The following is a 4,041-nucleotide window of genomic DNA, read 5'->3' as shown; positions in this document are numbered from 1 at the left end:
ATTTTCCGGCGCCTGCCGGGTCAGGCGCTCCATGAACCGCTTCACCGCCGGCGCCTCGACGGCGTGGTAATCGTCGAAGAACAGGGTGATGTCGGCCTCGCGCGCCGCCAGACCCGCCACAAGTGCCGCGAGCACGACATCGAGCTGCGGGATGGGGCTCGACTGGAAGGCAAGGTCGAGTTCCGCCGGGCTCTGGACCAGATGGCGCAGCGCGCCCACCAGATGCGATAGGAAGGCGCCCTCATCATTGTCCGTCGCCTCGCAGGACAGCCATGCCGTCAGCCTGCCGTGGCGTGCGATTTCCGCAGCCCATTGCGCCATCGTCGTCGATTTGCCGAAGCCGGCGGGCGCGGCGAACAGCACGATGCGCGTGTCGATATGACGCGCCAGCGTCGACAGAATGGTCTCGCGGCGCACCCATCGGCGATGGTGCGGCGACGCTTGGCTGACGGATTGCGGAGCTGTTCTCATCTAGGTCCGCACAGCCTGTAGCTCTCTGGGGGAGAGTCGCCGCAGCCGCTCCACTCCGCTTCGATCAGCGGAATTTGCGGTGCGGCATCGCGCGGCAAGGTTCCCTTGATACGGGGATCGTCGACGATCTCAAATCCGGTAGCGAAGGGCACGAACCCGCAGGCGCTGTAGAATCCGATGACGCTGTGATGATCGAAGCTGCTTGTATGCAGCCAGATGCGGCTCGGGTTGAGACGCCATGCGAGCTCCAGTGCCCCGGCCATCAGCCGTTTGCCGAAACCGCGGCCGGTCAGGGACGGGAACAGGCCGAAATAGGTGATCTCGATCTCGTTATTGTCGGCGGCGAAGAACTCGACCATGCCGAGATGCGCGCCGGTTTCATCATGGCCGTAGTAGAGATGCTGGCGCGGGTCGGCGAAATGCTCGGTGATTTCGGCATCGGACATTTCGGAAACGCGGTCCCACAGCCAGGGTGCGCCGATCTTGAGAAAGATCGCCCGGTAGGAAACGCAGTCGGGCGTCGTGATCCGTGTCATGCCCAAAGGGCGCGCGAGATCCGGCTGCGGCGTACGCGCTTCCATCCAGGTCACCGCATTGGCAAGCTTGCCAGCCGGCAGGCGATGGTAGCCAATGGCGAGATCGGTGATTTCGGCGGGCATCGTGTCTTCTGTGATCAACGCATTCCTCGTCATGTCTTCCAGAGATAGCAGTATCGGCTTGCTGCATCCGATGCCAACTCCCCCAAGACCATGGCAGCATCGAACGGCAAGTCCTGGACTGAAAGTTTGGCGCGCATGCCTCTTGCATTTCACAGGAATGGCATATGAGATATGATACACCATCCAGATGAAAGTGAAATATGATGCCTAAGCGGATTGCGGATGAGGCCATTCTGAGCGCAGTCGATGATGGCTTCGCCCGACAGGTCGCGTTTCTGCAAGACCTCGTGCGCTTTCCCTCCCAACGTGGCGAGGAACACCCCGCGCAGTCGTTTATGGCCGCCGCCTACGAGGCGGATGGCTACGCGGTCGACATGTGGCGCGTCGATGTCGACGTGATTCGCGACCTGCCGGGTTTTTCCCCCGTGGCGGTCTCTTACGACGATGCCTTCAACGTCGTTGCTACCCACACGCCGCGAAACGCGACCGGCCGCTCGCTGATCCTCAACGGCCATATCGATGTCGTTCCGACCGGACCGCTCGACCGCTGGGTCCGCGATCCCTACGATCCGGCGATCGAGGATGGCTGGATGCATGGCCGCGGCGCCGGCGACATGAAGGCCGGCCTGTCCGCCTGCCTCTATGCGCTGAGCGCCTTGCGTAGCCTTGGCTATCAGCCGGCCGCGAACGTGTATCTCCAGTCGGTGGTCGAGGAGGAATGCACCGGCAATGGCGCGCTTGCATGCCTGCAGCGCGGCTACCGCGCCGACGCCGCCTTCATTCCCGAGCCGCTGGAGCCGCGGCTGATGCGGGCGCAGGTCGGGCCGATCTGGTTCAGGGTCGAGGTCGACGGCGATCCGCAGCATGCGTCGGGTGCATTTTCGGCCGGCGCCAATGCCATTGAAAAAGCCTTCGTCATCATCCAGGCGCTGAAGCAGCTCGAAATCGTCTGGAACGCGCGCAAGGTCGATGATCCGCATTTCCATGATCACCCGCATCCGATCCGCTTCAACCTCGGCAAGATCGAAGGCGGCGAGTGGACATCGAGCGTTCCGGCGCGCTGTGTCTTCGAGATGCGCGTCGCCACCTATCCCGGCCAGAGGCTCGAAGACGCCAGGGCCGAGCTCGAGGCCTGCATTGCCGATGCGGCGCGCGCCGATCCGTTCCTGGCCAACCGACCACCCAAGATGACCTACAATGGCTTCATGGCCGAGGGCTATGTGCTGGAGGGCGCCGACGAGATGGAAGCGGTGCTGCGCCGCAGCCATACCGCCGTGTGGGGCGAGCCGCTGACGGAACACGTCACCTCGGCGACCACCGATGCACGTTTCTTCGGCCTCTATGCCGACACGCCGGCGATCGTCTACGGCCCGATCTGCCGCATGCCGCATGGCTATGACGAGGCCGTCGATCTCGACTCGGTGCGCAAGGTCACCCAGACGATCGCGCTGTTCATCGCCGACTGGTGTGGCCTCGAACCTATCGAGGCTAAGCCATGAATGCGGCGGTGCCCGATGCGTTCGGCGAAACACTCGCCGAGGACGCACCGGGTGTCTCCACGGCCGACGCCCTCGCCATCCTGCGCCGGCACTACGGGCTGACCGGCACCGCGCGTCCGCTGCCTGGCGAACGCGACCACAATTTCCATATTCAGACCGACGGCGAGGGCGAGTTCGTCCTGAAGATCTCCCATCCGGCGGAAGAAGCTGGCTTCACCGACTTCCAGAACAAGGCGCTCGACCACATCCTTGCGGTCGACCCCACCTTGCCGGTTCCCTCGGTGCGCAAAAGCATCGAGGATGAAGCGCAGTTCGCGGTCAGCGTCGCTGGATCGGCGCCGCGCATTATCCGGCTGGTGACCTATCTGTCCGGTCAGTTGCTGTCGCGCTCGCCGACTTCCGAGGCGCAGGATCGCAATCTGGGCATCTTCCTCGCCCGCCTCAGCCGGGCGCTGCGCGGCTTCTTCCATCCGGCCGCCGGCAACGACCTGCTCTGGGACATCCGCAAGGTCGCCAAGACACGGCCGATGATGGCGCACATCACTGATCCGAGTCGGCGGGCGATGGTCGAGCGCGCGATCGACTCCTTCGAGGAGCATGCTGCGCCGGTCATCCCGAGCCTGCGCGCGCAGATCGTCCACAACGACATGAATTCCTACAATGTGGTGATGGATGCTTCGCGGCCGGAGGTCGTGAGCGGCATTCTCGATTTCGGCGACATGATCCATTCGCCGCTGATCTGCGACCTCGCCATCGGCGCCGTCTACCGCTGGCCGGCGGAAGGCCATCCGCTGGCACCGGCAGCGCGCTTTGTCGCAGGTTATCAGTCGCTCCAACCACTGGAGGAGGAAGAGATTGGCATTCTCTTCGATCTGATCCGTGCCCGACTTGCGCTCATCGTCAACATCGCCAGTTGGCAGGCCGAGCGTTTCCCGGCCAAGCGCGACTACGTGCTGCGCCTCGCCACCGAGGTCTGGGCTTCGCTTGAAAAGCTTGATGGTCTGTCGTCCACCGATGCCCGCCGCTATTTTCTCGACCATTCCAATCCGGAGTAGATGCTCGTGCCCCAGTCCTCGCCGTATCCCGCAAATGCCGACGCGGCTGCATCGGAGCGCGCGCTGCTCGAACGCCGCGCCAGGCTGCTCGGGCCGACCTACCGCGCCTTCTACCGCAACCCTATTCATCTGGTGCGCGGCAGCGGTGTGTGGCTCTACGATGCCCAGGGCCGCAAGTTCCTCGACGCCTACAACAACGTCGCCTCGGTCGGCCACTGCCATCCGCGCGTCGTCGAGGCACTGTCCGGGCAGGCCGCAACGCTCAACACCCACACACGCTATCTCAGCGAGATCATCCTCGATTACGCGGAAAAGCTTCTCGGCACCGTTCCGGCCCATCTCGGCCACGCGATGTTC

Annotated in this window: 4 protein-coding genes and 1 pseudogene; 3 read left to right on the top strand and 2 right to left on the bottom strand. The window is 63.8% G+C overall.

All coding sequences use genetic code 11. The annotated features are described in order from the left end of the window. Positions 1–471, bottom strand: a pseudogene (locus tag EN884_RS28240) (LuxR family transcriptional regulator); the annotation flags it as partial. Next, positions 468–1,130 carry a GNAT family N-acetyltransferase gene (locus EN884_RS28235; protein ID WP_244514272.1) on the bottom strand — a complete coding sequence of 221 codons (663 nt, stop codon included), beginning with the start codon at positions 1,128–1,130 and terminating at the stop codon, positions 468–470. The pseudogene EN884_RS28240 and the gene EN884_RS28235, both read right to left, overlap by 4 nt. Before the next feature lie 203 nt (positions 1,131–1,333). Between EN884_RS28235 and EN884_RS28230 the strand changes: the two genes are divergently transcribed. From EN884_RS28230 to EN884_RS28220, 3 genes are all read left to right on the top strand, one after another. Continuing rightward, positions 1,334–2,629, top strand: a complete 1,296-nt coding sequence (locus tag EN884_RS28230; protein WP_063170179.1) for an ArgE/DapE family deacylase — start codon at positions 1,334–1,336, stop codon at positions 2,627–2,629. Beyond that, a complete protein-coding gene (locus EN884_RS28225; protein ID WP_063167563.1) occupies positions 2,626–3,684 on the top strand; it encodes a phosphotransferase in 1,059 nt (352 codons plus the stop codon). Before EN884_RS28230 ends, EN884_RS28225 begins: the two co-directional genes overlap by 4 nt. Beyond that, on the top strand, positions 3,685–4,041 hold a 357-nt coding region (locus EN884_RS28220), incomplete at its 3' end, for an aminotransferase class III-fold pyridoxal phosphate-dependent enzyme (protein ID WP_164895192.1). It lies immediately after the preceding gene.

The sequence above is a fragment of the Mesorhizobium sp. M7A.F.Ca.AU.001.01.1.1 genome, assembly GCF_004022735.1.
Lineage (GTDB): Bacteria > Pseudomonadota > Alphaproteobacteria > Rhizobiales > Rhizobiaceae > Mesorhizobium > Mesorhizobium ciceri.
The sequence above is the reverse complement of the archived record's forward strand: the minus strand, read 5'-3'. Positions and strand labels throughout refer to the sequence as shown.